Source organism: Ochrobactrum sp. Marseille-Q0166, assembly GCF_014397025.1.
Taxonomy (GTDB): domain Bacteria; phylum Pseudomonadota; class Alphaproteobacteria; order Rhizobiales; family Rhizobiaceae; genus Brucella.
This window is the reverse complement of record NZ_JACJUO010000001.1, coordinates 1078169-1092863: the sequence shown is the minus strand read 5'-3', so window position 1 is coordinate 1092863 and position 14695 is coordinate 1078169. Positions and strand designations below refer to the sequence as shown.

Sequence of the window (14695 nt, the reverse complement as noted above, 5' to 3'; positions counted from 1 at the left end):
AGAAGTGCTTTATTCAGCGGCAGTCGCTTCCTCCGCCTGATCATCGGGAGCGTTTGGATCGCCCGGAGCCGTCTCGCATTCGAGATCCGGGAAATTCACAATGCGCAAACCTTTGAAATCATTGCGAACGACCAGCAATCCACGCTCTTCGAAATAGGTCAGCAATCGCCGGGCACGGCTTAGCGAATGCGTGCCATAAGCCCGTGCCAGTGCCACGTCCGAAGGGCACGTGGCGCCCGTCACGGCCGCCTGTGCGACAATCAGAAACACGCCCTGCACATCATCAGTGAGACTTTCTGAGAGCGCCAATGCCTTCTGCCATGTTTCACCAGTTGCGACATCGCTTTCAATGCTTGCCTGAGCCACGGCTAATCGACGGCGGAAAGCAGGCAGAGCCAGCGGTTCACCCGGCACGCGATGAATGCGGCAACGCACCAGAAAATCCTGATAAAGCACCGCGACTGAGCGGAAAGATGCTTCAGGATCGTCAACGATCTCGCGCATCACCTTCTCAAGCAGACTGTCCCGCTCGGCTTCCACAATGCCGGGAAACAATGGTGCTTCAACAGGTTCCGCTTCCGGCTTTGGCTTTGCCACCTGCGCCAGAATTTCTGCCGTTGATGGCGGGGGCGGCGGTGGTGGCGTACGACGGACAACAGTGCGAATTTCTTCAGGTGCTGGCGTAAAAATCAGATCGCGCGCGTCTTGCGGTGCATCGGGCAACGGCATCAGCTTGGGTGATGACGAGCGTGCCGAGGTTTCCACCTTGCCGATTTTGATGGGCAGCGGACGGCGTGACAAGGCAGGTCCAAGTGCAATGAAATGGCCGCGTTGCAGGTCACGGAACATTTCCGCCTGCTTGCGTTCCATCCCCAGAAGATCGGAGGCACGCGCCATATCGATATCAAGGAAAGTCCGGCCCATCAGAAAGTTCGATGCTTCGGCAGCAACATTCTTGGCGAGCTTTGCAAGGCGCTGCGTGGCAATCACTCCGGCCAGCCCGCGCTTGCGGCCACGGCACATCAGGTTCGTCATCGCACCCAGCGAGAGCTTGCGAGCTTCATCCGACACTTCGCCAGCGGCAGCGGGTGCAAAGAGCTGCGCTTCATCAACCACCACCAGCATCGGGTACCAATAGTCGCGCTCTGCATCAAACAGGCCACCAAGAAAAGCCGCCGCAGCACGCATCTGCTGCTCGACATCCAGCCCTTCGAGATTGAGCACGACCGACACGCGGTGCTGGCGAATGCGGCTTGCAATGCGGGTGAGTTCGGATTCCGATCGTGCAGCATCGACCACCACATGCCCATAAAGATCGGCAAGCGTTACGAAATCGCCTTCAGGGTCAATGATGCACTGCTGCACCCATTGTGCGCTCTGCTCAAGCAGGCGGCGCAGCAGATGTGATTTGCCGGAACCGGAATTGCCCTGCACGAGAAGGCGTGTTGCGAGAAGCTCTTCAAGATCAAGCATGGCCTGCTTGCCACCACCAAGCGCCACTGCCGAGGCAGAACCACTTCCAGCAACAGAACCCATGTCGATACCGACCTGCATCTCGTTTCCTTTGTTTAGAGCATAATCCGACCAGAGCGGAGCGAAGATCAATAGGATTATGCTTCACGTAAAAGAGCCAGCGCGCTGATCTGATTTAATCAGTTCAAAACGCGCTCTAGTGAATCTTGTGACGACTCGGCGGACATAGCCCACGATCAATCTGCCATGCGCTTAACATTTTTGACGCAGCCAATGCCACCCGTTAAGACAAAAGCCCACAGAAGCTGTGGAACGCCTTGCATGAAAAGTCCCTTTGCTCTATAGCACCGCCATCCGCGTAGACACCCTTGGAGGCAACGCGGGATGAAGCGGTCCGGCCATTCACCCTGTGAACGGCATGTCGGGCTGTTTCATGTTGTTCGTTGTTGCATGATCCCGAAAAGTGGAAACCGGTTTTCGGACTAGATCATGTGCAGATAAAACAGCGCACAACACTCCAGTAACTTTGAAAGGAAATGCCATGAGCGATTCTTACGTGCTCAAGGCCGATCTGCGTACACGGGTTGGTAAGGGGTCCTCCCGCGAACTTCGTCGCAACGGCCAGATTCCAGCAGTCATCTATGGTGACAAGCAGGAACCAATTTCGATTGCTGTCTCGTACAAGGAAATCTTCTACAAGATCCATGGCGGCGGCTTCAAAACCACTGTTGCTACGATTGAAGTAGACGGCAAGAAGATTCAGGTTCTCCCTAAAGACTACCAGCTCGATCCAGTCCGCGACTTCCCTCAGCATGTCGACTTCCTCCGCGTTTCCGCGAAGTCGGTTGTCCATGTTAACGTTCCTGTTCACTTCAAGAACGAAGAAGCAGCACCTGGCATCAAGAAGGGCGGCGTTCTCAACATCGTTCGTCACGATGTTGAACTGATCGTTCCAGCAAACGCTATCCCTGATGCTCTCGAAGTCGATCTGACCGGCCTTGAGCTTGGTGACTCGGTTCACATTTCGGCTATCAAGCTGCCGAAGGGTGCAACACCTGCAATTCAGGATCGCGACTTCACGATCGCTACCATTGCGACACCAGCCGGCCTCAAGTCGGAAGAAAACGCAGAAGGCGAAGCTGCGGACGGCGAATAATCGCTTGTCCCATAAGAGGGTCAGACAACCATGCTGCTCATCGCAGGACTTGGCAATCCCGGCCCTCAATATGCGCATAACCGTCACAATATCGGTTTTATGGCGGTGGATGAAATATTCCGCCGCCATCGCTTTTCCAATTGGCAGAAGAAGTTCAAGGCCGAGATCGCCGATGGTGTGATCGACGGCGAGAAAGTCCTTCTCATCAAGCCAATGACTTTCATGAACAATTCCGGCCAGTCGATTGGCGAAGCCATGCGCTTCTACAAGCTGACATCTGCCGATCTCGTCGTGATCTATGATGAGCTTGACCTTGCGCCTGCAAAACTGCGCATCAAGACAGGTGGCAGCTCCGGCGGCCATAACGGCATCAAGTCCATCGATGCCCATGTGCAGACTTTCGAAGGCGGCAAAGACTATCGCCGTATGCGCCTTGGCATTGGACATCCCGGTGCAAAAGAACTTGTCCACAATCATGTTCTGGGCAACTTCGCCAAAGTCGATAATGAATGGCTTGATAAGCTTTTTGGAGCGATCGCCGATAATGTCGGCCTGCTCGCCCAAAAAGAAGACAACAGCTTCATGAACCGTGTTGCAATTGTCATGGGTGACGGCAATCAGCGTCCCAACGGCTTCAAGGCGGACCCGAGCCAGCTGGAAAAAGCGCCCGCCAAGGCACAAAGTCATATTCGTCAGGCGCGTCAAAACGCAGCCAAACCAAACATTCCGGCGAGTGGTCCGATGGCTGAGATGCTGAAAAAGCTCTTGGGCAAGAAGGATTAGTCCGCGACAATGACGCGGCACTCTTGACGCTCTACACTCCCATGTCGCATAGCGACACCAGCTTTATCCAAGTCGCATAGCGGCATTAATTCTATTCTAGTCTGACAGGTAAGATCATGGGTTTCAAATGCGGCATCGTCGGCCTGCCTAATGTCGGCAAGTCCACGCTTTTCAACGCGCTGACCAAGACTGCGGCAGCACAGGCTGCAAACTATCCCTTCTGCACCATCGAGCCGAATACCGGCGAAGTGGCTGTTCCCGATCCTCGCCAGAGCAGCATTGCAAAAATTGCAGGTTCGAAGGAAATTATCCCGACCCGCATCAACTTTGTCGATATTGCTGGTCTCGTGCGCGGTGCATCCAAAGGCGAAGGTCTGGGTAATCAGTTCCTCGCGAATATCCGTGAAGTCGATGCGATCGTGCATGTTCTTCGTTGTTTTGAAGACGACGACATCACCCATGTCGAAGGCCGCATCGATCCTGTATCTGACGCTGAAACCGTTGAAACGGAGCTGATGCTGTCGGACCTCGAAAGCATTGAGCGCCGCATCGTTCAGATCCGCAAGCGCGCGGCCTCCAAGGACAAGGAAGCAACCACGGTTCTGCCGGTGATGGAGCAGGCACTCGAACTGCTGCAAAACGGTAAACCGGTTCGCCTGATGCTCAAAGACATTGCACCAGATGATCTGCTGATCCTCAAGGGCCTGAATCTGCTCACCTCGAAACCAGTGCTTTATGTCTGCAACGTCGCTGAAAGCGACGCTGCCAATGGCAATGAGCATAGCGCAGCTGTTGCGAAGATGGCTGCTGAACAAGGTGCTGAAAGCGTCATTATTTCCGCCGCCATTGAAGCTGAAGTTGCCCAGCTTGCAGACGAAGAAGCCAAGGAATATCTCGACGCCATGGGCTTAGAGGAACCCGGCCTCGACCGCCTCATCCGTGCGGGCTACAAGCTGCTCGACCTCATCACCTATTTCACGGCTGGCCCCAAGGAAACGCGCGCCTGGACTATCCGTCGCGGAACCAAGGCTCCGGGCGCTGCCGGTGTGATCCATACGGATTTCGAGCGTGGCTTCATTCGCGCACAGACCATCGCCTATGAAGACTATGTCAAATTCAATGGTGAAGTCGGCGCCAAGGAAGCCGGCAAAGCGCGAGACGAAGGCAAAGAATACATCGTCCATGACGGCGATGTGATGCTGTTCCGCTTCAATACCTGATACGATCAGGCCACCGTGAAAACGGTGGCCTTTTTTCTAACCGTGTCTCTCAAAAGTCGAACCTTTGTTGAGGGCACGTGCAGGCAAAGAAACAGGGCGGCATTTGCCGCTCTGGTGGGAGGAGAGCAGATTGACCGATAAGACACCCAAATATGCTTATGAAGATTTCACGCAAGGACTGAAGCTTCCCTTCGGACCACGTACCATCACCAAAGAAGAGATTATCGAATTCGCGCGCGAGTTCGACCCGCAGCCCTTTCACCTGGACGAAGAAGCGGGCAAGGCAAGCGTTCTAAGCGGGTTGGCGGCTTCGGGCTGGCATACGGTGTCACTTTTCATGCGCATGATCTGGGATGCCTATCTTAAGGATTCGACGTCTCAGGGCAGCCCCGGTATTGAATTCAACCGCTGGAAACGCCCGGTGCTGGCAGGCGATACGTTAAGCGGTTCTTCGACCGTACTTGACCGTCGTCGCTCCAAATCCATGCCGCATGTGGGCTTTCTCACTGTGCATAATGAGATCGTCAATCAGCGTGGCGAGGTTGTTTGTGAATTGCAACACACGGCCATGGTCGGCCTTCGCAATCCTGAGCGCGATGGAGACGAAGCATGAGCTTTATTGAAGAACATCTCGGTGAGGAGCGGACCATCGGCAGCTATACATTTACCGCCGAAGAAATCATCCACTTCGCTTCAAAATTCGACCCGCAGCCATTTCATCTGGATGCGCGAGCCGCGAAAAACAGCGTTCTGGGCGGTCTTTGTGCGTCGGGCTGGCACACCACCGCAGTCTTTATGAAGCTGAATGTGGCGTCCATCGTTGAGGCAACCAAAGACGCTATCAGCCGTGGCGAAGTTCCGCCGACATTTGGCCCTTCACCCGGCTTTGAGAACCTCAAATGGATCCGCCCGGTCTATGCTGGTGATACGATCACCTATAAGCGCACCGTCCATGCGATCCGGCCTCTCGGCTCGCGTCCCGGCTGGTCAATGCTGAGTATGAGCAGCACCGCTTATAACCAGAATGGCGACAAGGTTTTATCCTTTGACAACGCCGCCATGGTGAAGCTTCCATAAAGCTGCTCAATCTTATCGGGCTTATCGAGGCCAGTCTGCAAAGATTGCTTCTCTCGCCGCTCTCGATGCGGCGAGACGTTTACGTCCGTTTTCGAGCACCAGAGCATCTGCTTGATCAGGGGTTCCTGAATTGAAAGGCGGCGCAGGCGCGTATTCGAGCGTTAGCTGAACTGTTCCCGCTTCCTGCCTGCCAAACACCTCCTCGAGTATGGTCAAGCCGAAATCAATACCAGATGTAACACCTCCCGCAGTAATGACCTTACCATCCCGAACAACACGCGCACTTGTCGGTATGGCACCAACGACTTCCAAAAAGTCCATCGCATTCCAATGCGTTGTCGCCTTTTTGCCTTTCAACAGCCCTGCAGCACCCAACACAAGCGCACCGGTGCAAACAGATGTGATATACTGAACCCGATCTGCTTGTAGGCGTACAAAATCCAGCACAACATCGTCGGTCAGCAAGGCGTTAACCCCACCGCCCGGAATACAAATGACATCCAGAGGTGGACAATCATCAAAGGTAGCAGTCGGTACAAATGTGAGTCCCGATGAAGAATAGACCGGATTGCGATCTTTCCAGATAAGATGAACTTCACTTTCAGCCGCCGACGAAAAAACCTCATAAGGTCCTGTCAGATCAAGCTGTTGAATACCCGGAAAAACTAAAAGGCCAAAAGAAAACGCCACCGACTTATTCCCCTTCAGAAAATCAATCGCCTTCAAATTCCACAAGTGTACGAACCGGCACGCCGAGCGCTTCGAGTTTCTTGCGCCCACCAAGGTCCGGCAGATCAATGATAAAGCAAGCCGCGACGATATTGGCTCCCATCTGGAGAAGCAGCTTGGCTGCGGCTTCCGCCGTACCACCGGTTGCAATCAGATCATCAACCAGAATAATGCGCTCGCCTTTCTCGATGGCATCGCGGTGCATTTCCATTTCATCAATGCCATATTCAAGGCTGTAGGCAATGCGAACGGTATCCCGCGGCAGCTTGCCCTTCTTGCGGATCGGTACAAAGCCAGCCGAAAGCTGATGTGCAATTGCGCCGCCAAGAATGAAGCCACGCGCTTCGATACCCGCAACCTTATCGACCTTGTTTCCAGCATAAGGATATACCAGCTCATCTACGGCACGGCGGAATGCCTGCGCATCGCCCATAAGCGTCGTGACATCACGGAACTGAACACCGGGTTTCGGATAATCAGGAATCGTTCTGATCGCGTCCTTCAAAGTGGCTTTGAAACCAGATTCCATTTTCAGTCCTTTCAGAGGGGTAGCGAAGTATGCTTGCGCGGGTGCGGCAGAGGCAAAACCAGTTTTCTCGTAATCACTTCAATCACGATACGCGCAGCGCGCCAAGCCGCTTCGTGCGGTTTTGAGCAACTTGTGATGCTGCTCCAGAAAAAAGGGCGCCTCACGGCGCCCTTCTCAACAATCTGATTAGTCAATCAATGTTTTACATTCGACCAGATCGAACGCTTGGCGATGTAAACAAGGCCAGCAAACAGCACCAGGAAGATAATGACACGGAAGCCCAGCTTCTTGCGTTCTTCCAGATGCGGTTCCGCAGACCACATCAGGAATGCTGAAACGTCCCGCGCATATTGATCCACCGTCTGCGGCGAACCATCATCGTAAGTCACCTGATCGTCGCTCAATGGCTTGGCCATTGCCAATGACTTGCCCGCGATGAAATACGGGTTGTAATGCGTGCCTTCAGGAATATGCATGCCCGCTGGCGGCTGCTCGTCATAGCCAGTTAGAAGCGAGTGAATATAATCCGGGCCTGCTTCGGCATATTGTGTAAATATATCGAAGATAAAGGTCGGAAAACCACGTTCGACCGCTCTGGCCTTGGCGATCAGCGAGAAGTCTGGCGGCGCTGCACCATTATTGGCAGCAGCGGCGGCATTCACATTCGGAAATGGCGATGGGAAATGATCCGTCGCAATCGCCTTACGGGTGAACATTTCACCGTCCGCGTTCGGGCCATCTGTGACTTCATATTCGGCAGCAAAAGCCTTCACCTGATCCGGCGAATAGCCAAGAGCTTCCAGATTACGGAAAGCCACCAGATTCATCGAATGGCAGGCAGAACAGACTTCCTTATAGACCTTGAGCCCACGCTGAAGCTGTCCCTTGTCGTAAGTACCAAATGGTCCCGAGAAGCTCCAGTTCTCCTGCTTCGGATGATGGATCGGATAATGTTCTGGCTCACCCTCACCACCGCCGGCGGCAAAAGCTCCTCCCATCGTCACACCGAGCGCTACCAGCGGAGCAATACCGAACGCAGCGAAACTCTTGAGGATGTTTTTCATTTTTACGTCCTTCATCTCGCGCTTCAGCCGTTGATTTCCACTGGAGCAATCTCGGCCTTGCCTTCGTTCTTCTCCAGAACCGCTTCCGTGATCGAATTCGGAAGGCGCTTCGGTGTTTCAATCAGACCCAGAATTGGCATGATGACGATAAAGAACGCGAAGTAGTAGAGCGTGCCGAACTGCGCCATCATCGTGTAAACACCTTCCGCCGGACGCGATCCCAACCAGCCAAGGAAGATTGCATTGATGACAAACAGCCAGAAGAACAGCTTGAACCATGGACGATAAACAGCCGAGCGAACCTTCGATGTATCAAGCCATGGCACGACAAACAGGATCGCAATCGAGCCAAACATTACCAGAACGCCGCCAAGCTTCGAGTCGATCGGACCGATGTTGAAGGTGATCGCACGCAACATCGCGTAGAACGGCAGGAAGTACCATTCAGGAACGATGTGGGCAGGCGTTTTCAGAGAGTCGGCCTGAATGTAGTTGTCCGGGTGGCCGAGAAAGTTCGGCATGTAGAACACAAAATAAGCGAAGAAGACGAAGAAGACGAGCGCACCAAATGCATCCTTGATGGTCGCATAAGGCGTGAACGGCAGCGTATCGGTCTTCGACTTTACCTCAATGCCGGTTGGATTGGTCTGCCCTGTCACATGCAGCGCCCACACGTGCAGGATAACGACGCCCACAATCATAAACGGCAGCAGATAATGCAGCGAGAAGAAGCGGTTAAGCGTTGGATTATCGACCGCGAAGCCGCCGAGAAGCAATTGCTGGATCGGCTCGCCAATCACCGGAAAGGCTGTAAAGAAGCCCGTGATAACCGTCGCGCCCCAGAAGGACATCTGGCCCCATGGCAGCACATAGCCCATGAAGGCAGTTGCCATCATGAGAAGGAAAATCACAACACCGAGAATCCACAAAAGCTCACGAGGCGCCTTGTAGGAACCGTAATAAAGGCCGCGTGCGATGTGCAGATACACGGCAATAAAGAAGAAGGAAGCACCGTTTGCGTGCATATATCGCAGCAGCCAGCCAGAATTGACATCGCGCATGATCTTTTCGACCGAGTTAAACGCAATCGTCGTTTCGGCTGCATAATGCATCGCCAGAACGATGCCGGTAATGATCTGCGCAATGAGCATAAAACTCAGGATGCCACCGAACGTATACATATAGTTCAGGTTACGCGGCGTCGGATAGGCAACAAAGGAATCATAGACAAGGCGCGGCAAAGGCAGCCGCTCATCGACCCATTTTTCGATGCCGGTCGAGGGCGTATATGTGGAGTGTCCACCACTCATGTTTTCTCTCCCCAAGATCTGTCTTAGCCGATCCTGATGACCGTATCGGAAGTGAATGCGTATTCCGGAATATACATGTTTTCCGGCGCTGGACCGCTGCGGATGCGCCCGGCGGTGTCATAGGTCGAGCCATGGCATGGGCAGAACCAGCCACCGAATGACCCGGACTCACCAAGCGGCACACAGCCAAGATGGGTGCAAACACCGACCATAACGATCCAGTTTTCCTTGCCCTCACCCGCCGAACGCGCGACATCCGTCGCTTCTGCATCCAATGGAAGATTGGCATTACGCGCAGCAATGTCTTTGAGATCGCTCAAGGCAGTCACCTTCGCGTCTTCAACTTCCTTGGCTGTACGATTGCGAATGAAAATCGGCTTGCCGCGCCACTTGACGGTCATTGATGCACCTTCTTCAAGGGAAGAAACATCAACTTCGATAGACGCTGCAGCGAGTGTCGAGGCGTCAGGACGCATCTGGTCGATAAACGGCCATGCGAAACCACCGACAGCAACGACACCGGCCATTCCCGTCGCAATATACAGAAAATCACGCCGTGTCGGCTCAGCCGTGTCGTGTTCGCTCACGTGCCAATTCCTTTTTAACCTGGATATCCAATTGAAAACTCCCCTCGTCTGCCATGCGCTTGCGCAAACGCATTTCCGCCCTTTGCGCTCACACGCAAATGGCAGTTCCACAAGTGCTTGCAGAACGAAATTCCCTCCATCTCGACATTTAGGTGTAGGCAGGTTGAAAAGTCTTGTCCAGACGCCAAACCCTTAGGACGGCACCATGTCGCAGGGTGTTTAATTGGCACACACAAAATTGCCACCAAGCAAAAAGCCCCGTTCAAATTCCCCGGAATGCGGAGGTTTTTGTGGTGATGAGAATATCAAAAACTAATGGTCTACGCCCAGAAAACCGCCGGATTGCCGCTCCCAGAGGCGGGCATAAATCCCGCCCCGCGCAACAAGCTCATCATGGGTGCCTTCTTCAGCGATACGGCCCTTATCCATCACAATCAAACGATCCAACGCCGCGATCGTTGATAGCCGATGCGCAATAGCAATGACCGTCTTGCCGTCCATAAGCTGACGCAGGTTCTCCTGAATGGAAGCTTCCACCTCTGAGTCGAGCGCAGACGTTGCCTCATCCAGAATAAGGATGGGAGCATTTTTAAGAATGGCGCGCGCTATCGCAATGCGCTGGCGCTGACCACCCGAAAGTTTCACACCGCGCTCACCCACAAAAGCATCGAAGGATTTGCGCCCGTTGAAATCTTCAAGTCTTGTGATGAACTCTTCCGCCTCGGCCTGTCGCACGGCCTCAGCAAGATCTCCTTCGTCAGCATCATCACGCGCCAACATGATGTTATCACGCAACGAGCGGTGCAGGAGCGCAGTCTCCTGACTGACAACTGCAAAGGCACGCCGGAGCGAAGCTTGCGTGACGTCACGCACATCCTGCCCATCGACAAGAATAGCCCCCTTCTCGACGTCATAGAGTCGAAGGATCAAATTCACCAGCGTGGTTTTCCCAGCGCCAGAGTGGCCAACCAGCCCTATCCGCTCGCCACCATTGACGGTAAAGTTGATATCATCGAGGACGCCTCCCGCCTTTCCATAATGGAAAGTCACATTCTGAATGTCGATACGGGCGTCCTTGATCTGGAGCACTTTGGCGTCACGCTTGTCTTCAAGACCAAGTGGCGCAGACAAAAGCTTCATAGAATTCTCAATGAGACCAAGCTGGCGCAGCATACCGTTCAACTGCATCATAAGGCGTCCGAGCAGCATGTTAAGACGCAGAACCAAGCCAAGCGTGAATGACACCTGACCAACTGTGATTGCATCTTTCGTCCACAAATCAATGGTGATGATGGCAACCGTCACAATCATCACACCCGAAAGCGCTGTCATCGCAAGACGCACACCCGTGAGCGAGCGCATGAATGGAAACATCGCCGCAAGATAACGATTGAAGCCGTCACGCATATAGCGTTCGTCATCATCAGGAGTGTTAAGCTTGATCGTCTGAATATTGGAGTAGCTGTCAACGATCCGGCCATTGATCATGGAACCCGCTTCGGCAGACGCCTCCGCATTCTTCCGGATTCGAGGCAGATAATGCCGTGCGATCAGACCAAAAGCTACGATCCAGACAATGACAGCTGCCGCAAGCCGCCTGTCAAGCTGACCAACCAGAACCAGTGTGGTGATGCTGTAGATCGCCATGAACCAGACGACCTGAATAAGGCTTTCAATCAGATCACCGGCAGCCTGTCCTGCCTGCCAGACCTTGGTGGCAATGCGTCCTGCAAAGTCATTCTGAAAGAATGCATAGGACTGCCGCTGGACATAGGAGTTCGCCTGCCAGCGGATCATATTATAGAAACCCGGCGAAAGTGTCTGGCCTTCCAGCAGAGTGTTTAATGCCGTCACGACAAAGCGGATGACAAGAACGGTAATCCCCATGAACAACAGCTCGGGACCCGCATCTTTAAACAATGCCGACCAGCTTCTTTCAACGCCAGAGCGACCTGCCTGATCAAGGATATCGACCAACCTGCCGGTGAAGTAAAAAAGCCCTGCTTCCACAAGAGGCAACAGGCCGCCAACAGCCAGCGAGGCTGCAAGCGGCCATTTGGCCTGACGTGCATAATGCCAAAGGAAGGCAAGCGTCGTTGAAGGCGGCCTGAGATTGTCCGGTTCGCGGAAGGGATTAACCCAACGCTCGAACAGGCTGTAAACCGCTTTCATCAATGGCATATTCCTTAGTTTACCAGACCGGATTCACTCTGCTCGTCAAAACCAAGGAAACCACCCGACTGACGTGCCCATAGTCCGGCATAAATGCCGCCAAGCGCAACAAGTTCCTCATGCGTCCCGTCTTCGACTACTTTTCCCTTATCCATCACAACGAGACGATCAAGGGCAGCAATCGTCGAAAGGCGATGCGCAATCGCGATAACGGTCTTGCCTTCCATCAGTGTGTTGAGGCTGTCTTGAATGGCAGCCTCCACTTCCGAGTCGAGTGCAGAGGTCGCTTCATCCAGAATAAGAATTGGCGCATCTTTGAGCATCACGCGCGCAATCGCGATACGCTGCCGCTGACCGCCGGAAAGCTTGACACCACGCTCGCCGACATGTGCATCCAGACCGCGGCGGCCTTTAGCATCGGTGAGCTGCGGAATGAACTGATCTGCCTCAGCGAGGCGTATTGCGCGCTCAACCATTTCATCGGTTGCATCCGGACGACCATACATGATGTTCTCACGCACCGAACGATGCAGCAAAGATGTATCCTGCGTGACCATGCCAATGCTGGCGCGAAGGGAATCCTGCGTAACTTTTGAAATATCCTGCCCGTCGATCAGGATACGACCCTTTTCAAGATCATAGAAACGCAGCAGCAGATTGACCAGCGTAGATTTACCCGCACCGGAACGCCCGACGAGACCGATCTTCTGTCCGGCCTTGATATCCAGCGAGAGGCCTTCGATAACCCCCTTACCCTTGCCGTAATGGAAACCGATCTTGTCAAAATCCAACGCACCGTTCGTCACTTTCAGCGCAGGTGCATTTGGAACATCCACCACATCATGGGCGCGTGAGATCGTGGTAATGCCGTCTTCCACCGTGCCGATATTCTCAAACAGCGCCGACATTTCCCACATGATCCATTGCGACATGCCGTTGAGCCGCAGCACAAGGCCGATACCGACTGCAACTGCACCCACAGAAATCGCATCGTTCATCCACAGGCTGATACCAATGGCACCCACTGAAAACAGCAATATGCAATTCGAAATATAGAGCGTGAAATGGAACATGGTGACCATACGCATCTGACCATGCACCGTGCTCAGGAAGCCATCGAGACTTTCTTTGACATAGGCTTCCTCGCGGCTTGAATGCGAGAATAGCTTGACGGTCGCGATGTTGGTATAGCTGTCGACAATGCGTCCCGTCATCAGAGATCGTGCATCCGCTTGCTTTTCCGAAATCACCCGCAAACGCGGAATGAAAAAACGCAGCAGAAGGATGTAGACGAGCAACCACACCGCAAACGGGATCATCAGTACAATATCCGCCGAGGCTGCAATAAATAGCGTACCGGCAAAATAGACGATGACATAATTGAGCACATCGAGCAGCTTCATGACCGTTTCGCGCACGGCAAGAGAGGTCTGCATCAGCTTGGTTGAAATACGCCCGGCAAATTCGTCCTGAAAGAACGACATGGACTGACGGATCAGATAGCGATGCATCAGCCAGCGTACCCGCATCGGATAGTTACCGAGCAAGGTTTGATGAATAAGCAGAGAATGGATAAGCACCACTCCGGGCAGGCCCACCAGCACGACACCTGCAATGAGTGAAAGCCGCCAACCTTCATTGCTCAGAAAGGTCTCGCGTGACTGATTTGAAAGCCAGTCAACGATATTGCCCATAAAGGCGAACAACGACACTTCGATAATAGCAATCAGTGTCGTGAAGATTGCCATGCCGATAATCCATGGCCATGCCCCACGAGTATAATACAGACAAAAGGCGACCAGTCCGCGCGGCGGTTTGTGTGGTGCTTCTTCGGGATAAGCTTCGAGTCGTTTTTCAAACCATGTAAACATGGTGCTCCTTTTACGGCGGCCTTATAAAACTGCCAAGATGAGACGGGAACAAAAACAGAATATTTTCGCGATCAGTCACGAAGCATGTTTCTGCCCGCTATCTTAAGGCAGAGATGTGTTGATGCGAGAGCAGGAGCCGGTCACGAGGCTTGCGGCCAGCGGATTTGTGGGCTACCCGCCTTATATGGATTTGCGCATCGCCCTCTATCAGCCCGATATTCCCGGCAATACGGGAACCATTCTGCGCATGGCCGCCTGCCTTGGCTTTGCAGTGGACCTCATCGAACCTGCGGGCTTCGATGTCTCCGACCGCTCATTGAAGCGCGCGGGCATGGACTATCTCGAACAGGCGGCCCTCACCCGTCATGCCGACTGGCAGCACTTCAACGACTGGCGCCTGCAGGCAGGCAAACGGATCGTTCTGCTTTCGACCAAAGCCGCGATCCCCTACACGGAATATCAGTTTCAGGAGAATGATATTCTGCTGTTCGGACGAGAGTCTTCAGGCGTTCCTGACAGCATTCAGGACATCGCCGATGCACGTCTGATTATACCTATGGTACCGGGTGCACGCTCCCTCAATCTTGCGGTTTCTGTTGCGATTACAGCGGGTGAAGCTATGCGCCAGAGAAATAAGGAAAACGATTCCGTTTCAAACGCATAAGCGAACAAGCGGAATCAGTTCCCGAACAAGATTTATCCAACCGTTAAAAGGTCCCTCCCC

14 protein-coding genes are annotated in these 14695 nt (G+C 53.6%); 6 read left to right on the top strand and 8 right to left on the bottom strand.

What is annotated here, in order from left to right; translation table 11 throughout:
- Positions 1–9: 9 nt before the first annotated feature.
- The gene (locus H5024_RS05175; protein WP_187544331.1) at positions 10–1554 is read right to left on the bottom strand and encodes an ATP-binding protein; all 1545 of its coding nucleotides are present in this window, start codon (positions 1552–1554) and stop codon (positions 10–12) included.
- Between the two features lie 460 nt (positions 1555–2014).
- On the opposite strand from H5024_RS05175, the gene H5024_RS05170 reads away from it, so the two are divergent.
- From H5024_RS05170 to H5024_RS05150, 5 genes are all read left to right on the top strand, one after another.
- Positions 2015–2629 carry a 50S ribosomal protein L25/general stress protein Ctc gene (locus tag H5024_RS05170; protein ID WP_187544330.1) on the top strand — a complete coding sequence of 205 codons (615 nt, stop codon included), beginning with the start codon at positions 2015–2017 and terminating at the stop codon, positions 2627–2629.
- A gap of 30 nt (positions 2630–2659) precedes the next feature.
- Positions 2660–3412 carry an aminoacyl-tRNA hydrolase gene (gene pth / locus H5024_RS05165; RefSeq protein WP_187544329.1) on the top strand — a complete coding sequence of 251 codons (753 nt, stop codon included), beginning with the start codon at positions 2660–2662 and terminating at the stop codon, positions 3410–3412.
- A gap of 116 nt (positions 3413–3528) precedes the next feature.
- Positions 3529–4632 carry a redox-regulated ATPase YchF gene (gene ychF / locus H5024_RS05160; protein ID WP_187544328.1) on the top strand — a complete coding sequence of 368 codons (1104 nt, stop codon included), beginning with the start codon at positions 3529–3531 and terminating at the stop codon, positions 4630–4632.
- A 130-nt stretch (positions 4633–4762) separates the two neighbouring features.
- Positions 4763–5245: a MaoC family dehydratase gene (locus H5024_RS05155; RefSeq protein ID WP_187544327.1), complete on the top strand. Its 483-nt coding sequence runs from the start codon at positions 4763–4765 to the stop codon at positions 5243–5245.
- Entirely contained in the window at positions 5242–5709 is a 468-nt protein-coding gene (locus H5024_RS05150) for a MaoC family dehydratase (protein ID WP_187544326.1), read from the top strand. The genes H5024_RS05155 and H5024_RS05150 overlap by 4 nt, the downstream gene beginning before the upstream one ends.
- Positions 5710–5730: 21 nt before the next feature.
- On the opposite strand, the gene H5024_RS05145 is transcribed toward H5024_RS05150, so the two are convergent.
- The 7 genes from H5024_RS05145 to H5024_RS05115 form a co-directional block, all read right to left on the bottom strand.
- Entirely contained in the window at positions 5731–6399 is a 669-nt protein-coding gene (locus H5024_RS05145) for a DJ-1/PfpI family protein (RefSeq protein WP_187544325.1), read from the bottom strand.
- A gap of 22 nt (positions 6400–6421) precedes the next feature.
- Positions 6422–6967: an adenine phosphoribosyltransferase gene (locus H5024_RS05140; RefSeq protein ID WP_064320877.1), complete on the bottom strand. Its 546-nt coding sequence runs from the start codon at positions 6965–6967 to the stop codon at positions 6422–6424.
- A gap of 194 nt (positions 6968–7161) precedes the next feature.
- Positions 7162–8031: a cytochrome c1 gene (locus H5024_RS05135; RefSeq protein ID WP_187544324.1), complete on the bottom strand. Its 870-nt coding sequence runs from the start codon at positions 8029–8031 to the stop codon at positions 7162–7164.
- Between the two features lie 23 nt (positions 8032–8054).
- On the bottom strand, positions 8055–9341 hold the full coding sequence (locus H5024_RS05130; RefSeq protein ID WP_187544323.1) for a cytochrome b N-terminal domain-containing protein: 1287 nt from the start codon (positions 9339–9341) through the stop codon (positions 8055–8057).
- Between the two features lie 23 nt (positions 9342–9364).
- Positions 9365–9928: a ubiquinol-cytochrome c reductase iron-sulfur subunit gene (gene petA, locus H5024_RS05125; protein ID WP_187544322.1), complete on the bottom strand. Its 564-nt coding sequence runs from the start codon at positions 9926–9928 to the stop codon at positions 9365–9367.
- A gap of 312 nt (positions 9929–10240) precedes the next feature.
- Positions 10241–12100: an ABC transporter ATP-binding protein gene (locus H5024_RS05120; RefSeq protein ID WP_187544321.1), complete on the bottom strand. Its 1860-nt coding sequence runs from the start codon at positions 12098–12100 to the stop codon at positions 10241–10243.
- 14 nt (positions 12101–12114) lie between these two features.
- Positions 12115–13971, bottom strand: a complete 1857-nt coding sequence (locus H5024_RS05115; protein ID WP_187544320.1) for an ABC transporter ATP-binding protein — start codon at positions 13969–13971, stop codon at positions 12115–12117.
- A gap of 184 nt (positions 13972–14155) precedes the next feature.
- Here H5024_RS05115 and H5024_RS05110 point away from each other — a divergent pair, with 184 nt between their 5' ends.
- Positions 14156–14635 (top strand): tRNA (cytidine(34)-2'-O)-methyltransferase, encoded by a 480-nt coding sequence (locus H5024_RS05110; protein ID WP_187546626.1) that lies wholly within the window; start codon positions 14156–14158, stop codon positions 14633–14635.
- The last annotated feature ends 60 nt before the right edge of the window (positions 14636–14695 follow it).

What these genes read in the sequence shown, in the direction of transcription:
- H5024_RS05175 (WP_187544331.1), bottom strand. Translation starts at nt 1,554, where the DNA reads ATGCAGGTCGGTATCGACATGGGTTCTGTTGCTGGAAGTGGTTCTGCC.
- H5024_RS05170 (WP_187544330.1), top strand. Translation starts at nt 2,015, where the DNA reads ATGAGCGATTCTTACGTGCTCAAGGCCGATCTGCGTACACGGGTTGGT.
- pth (WP_187544329.1), top strand. Translation starts at nt 2,660, where the DNA reads ATGCTGCTCATCGCAGGACTTGGCAATCCCGGCCCTCAATATGCGCAT.
- ychF (WP_187544328.1), top strand. Translation starts at nt 3,529, where the DNA reads ATGGGTTTCAAATGCGGCATCGTCGGCCTGCCTAATGTCGGCAAGTCC.
- H5024_RS05150 (WP_187544326.1), top strand. Translation starts at nt 5,242, where the DNA reads ATGAGCTTTATTGAAGAACATCTCGGTGAGGAGCGGACCATCGGCAGC.
- H5024_RS05140 (WP_064320877.1), bottom strand. Translation starts at nt 6,967, where the DNA reads ATGGAATCTGGTTTCAAAGCCACTTTGAAGGACGCGATCAGAACGATT.
- H5024_RS05135 (WP_187544324.1), bottom strand. Translation starts at nt 8,031, where the DNA reads ATGAAAAACATCCTCAAGAGTTTCGCTGCGTTCGGTATTGCTCCGCTG.
- H5024_RS05130 (WP_187544323.1), bottom strand. Translation starts at nt 9,341, where the DNA reads ATGAGTGGTGGACACTCCACATATACGCCCTCGACCGGCATCGAAAAA.
- H5024_RS05120 (WP_187544321.1), bottom strand. Translation starts at nt 12,100, where the DNA reads ATGAAAGCGGTTTACAGCCTGTTCGAGCGTTGGGTTAATCCCTTCCGC.
- H5024_RS05115 (WP_187544320.1), bottom strand. Translation starts at nt 13,971, where the DNA reads ATGTTTACATGGTTTGAAAAACGACTCGAAGCTTATCCCGAAGAAGCA.
- H5024_RS05110 (WP_187546626.1), top strand. Translation starts at nt 14,156, where the DNA reads ATGGATTTGCGCATCGCCCTCTATCAGCCCGATATTCCCGGCAATACG.